We start from the raw sequence: 2,636 nt of genomic DNA on the forward strand, positions 1-2,636 counted from the left end.
TTGAGAATCCGTCGCCATACATACTCCTCAGGTTGAATACTTTATCGTTTCTGTCAACCGAGGTCGCTAGTTTCATAGTAAATATTTATTTTATAAAATCGCAGAACGATAGCGTCTTCAAAGTTTTTAAAAAAAGAATCAAAATTGAGGAAAACCAAAGATTAGTTTCGAAAAAGAATTCATTTCATTTATAAGATACTTTCATTTTATAGCTTCTAAAACGACGGATTATTTTTCTCATAATTCATGCGGCGATTCCCGATAAGTTTAATCAATTAAGTTTGAGCTCATTAAATCATATTCTCTTTTAAATTTCGATAGCATTTGTTTACCTGTTCCATCAAAACGAAATACACTCGACCCATTTTCTCCGATCAGTTTAAAACTTACATTTTTCGAATTCAGAATCAAAGATAGTATTTCTTTATCCATTGATAAGTATAGCAGTTAGGAAATACTGTAACGACCATACGGAGAAATCTTTCTCTTTAAAATACCTACGCTAATTATTTTATCATCTGCGATTAACTCAAGTTGCTTCGAAATATGAATAAACCTCCCTTCATAGTTCAATGTTAGTCGATGCTCTTCTTCTTTTCCCCTCTTAATGTAAGTCATCCTGAGTTCAGCCTCATCTAATAGAGAAATCTTAGTCGTTATCTCTTTTCGGTATTTCGACTCCTCCGATACAATTACTTCATTTACATATTTATTTTTTAAGGATACGCACCCAAGGCCAAAGGAAAATATTACCAAAAGATTATAAACGATTTTTATTATTTTTGATTTCATCATCACTCTCCAATTTTATATTTAGTTGACGATTGGCAGCTCTTGCCGAAATAGATTAGAATCTGCTTTGAAAGATACTCATTTATCTTCACCTAAGCTACTTTGTATGCCAACTCTTCGACATAATTTGCCTGGGAATAGTTATCATACTCTGAGATCCAAAAAGTTTGATTTTTAATAAAAGAAGTATAAACGTATTCGTGGGGATTAAGCCAATATTATTGAAGTCCAGTGAACTCACCTTAATGTCCTCGATTTTATCAAGATACTGAAAATCGGTATGCGGCTTACTACCCAGGATTGCAATCCTTGGAGATTCATCAATCTTCTCGGAGATATTTCGAATGTTTTTAGTAGAAGTAATTTCTCGAGTATAGTATTCATTATATTTGGAATATGATCAATGGTCACAAACGATTTCGAAATAGATTTAGTTTTCCTCTTTCAAACCTCAAACCTTTCTCACCCTATCTATTTGCCACTCAAGCTCAGCTCTTCTTTTAGGAATTCCTTAACAAAACCCTGTCCTTCTTTTAGATTCCCCTCCCAAATACACGAAGGTTGCGGACGCGCACCTACTTTCGCATATTTATCTAATGCAACGCACGGATAACTATCTCGCTTCCAAAGAGAATGAAAAACAAAGTATTCATTTTTGATTTCTAATTCATCTAAGAGGCTTAAATTTTTGTCGTAAATCATGAATTTTGAATAAGAAACCTGGTGGTCAACGACAGGTAGAAAGTTAAAAGTAATTATAGATGGGATGATTGAGAGCGGAATGGAGAACCAACCTAATACGGAAGATCTCTGAAAAGGGGAATAATTGATGGCAAGAATATAATAATCGATTGTACCATTTTTAATTTTTTGAAATTTTTTCTTAAACAATAAATCGTAAAATAAGTCGGGTTCATCAATCTTTTCACTATTCTCTTTTACTATAGATTTATAATTTTCGAGCATGTAATAATTAATCTCTTCAGAAATTGCTTCTGAAGTAGAGTAATCAGAAAGATCTTTACCAATGCCAAAAGAACTCATGAAACTCTTTTCTGAGTAAGCATTCGCAACTAGATAGTATCGAAAGCCGTTAAAACCAGTACCCTTAGTTAAAACTCCAGTATTCCGGTGCTGTCTATTTAGTTTTAATAGAGCGATTTCATAATCATAAGCGTTAAAACCTATCAGAGCTATTTTTTTCTTTGAGAGAAATAATTCAGGATTTTTTTGTAATGGCGGCTTGTTCTCCAACGCAAAATGGGCGTAGCATTGATTCAGAACTAAACTGAGAAAAAAAATGCAAATCCTTAGAGCTTCTCTTTGTTTCATAAATTAACTGACTCCGCCATTTTACCAAACTTAATTTCTTAGAAATGTAAAACAGATCCTTTCATAGCTATAAATTTTCAAAAATCTATCCTTACATGATCGCTTTCGAAAGTCTTCTTCAGCTTTTTCAACCGAGAGAATAGAAATTCTACTGCCTCCGATCTAAAGTTACGATCCCCACTAATAAATCTATAAATCGTATTTGAATTGTATTCGAGCATCTCCCCTATCTCTCTAAATCCGTAGAAGCGAGTCATTTGTTTTAGAATTTTTCTGAGAGATTTTACTCTATTCCGATCTTCCATTCCTATCATATAATGACCCTTTTTATCGACTTTAAATTCAATAGGAGTGGAAGGCAGTCGTTTGTATTGAAGCAAACCAAGAGACTTATTGGTCTTGGCAAGCTCTTTCCCATGCATCACCAAGGCCGCCTTATCATACATCATAGCCGCAACTTCAGCCGTCTTGAAGCTTCCAAGACAATATTTTACCCCATCTTTGCTTATTGC

At 33.8% G+C, this 2,636-nt stretch carries 3 protein-coding genes; all 3 read right to left on the reverse strand.

All coding sequences use genetic code 11. The annotated features are described in order from the left end of the window. Positions 1 to 447: 447 nt before the first annotated feature. A complete protein-coding gene (locus DLM75_RS23935; RefSeq protein ID WP_118971023.1) occupies positions 448 to 792 on the reverse strand; it encodes a hypothetical protein in 345 nt (114 codons plus the stop codon). A 471-nt stretch (positions 793 to 1,263) separates the two neighbouring features. Further along, positions 1,264 to 2,124, reverse strand: coding sequence for an Lp29 family lipoprotein (locus DLM75_RS23940; protein ID WP_118971024.1), 861 nt, complete (start codon positions 2,122 to 2,124; stop codon positions 1,264 to 1,266). Between the two features lie 77 nt (positions 2,125 to 2,201). Beyond that, on the reverse strand, positions 2,202 to 2,636 hold a 435-nt coding region (locus DLM75_RS23945), incomplete at its 5' end, for an AP2/ERF family transcription factor (RefSeq protein ID WP_488165569.1).

It is taken from the genome of Leptospira stimsonii, from assembly GCF_003545885.1.
GTDB lineage: Bacteria > Spirochaetota > Leptospiria > Leptospirales > Leptospiraceae > Leptospira > Leptospira stimsonii.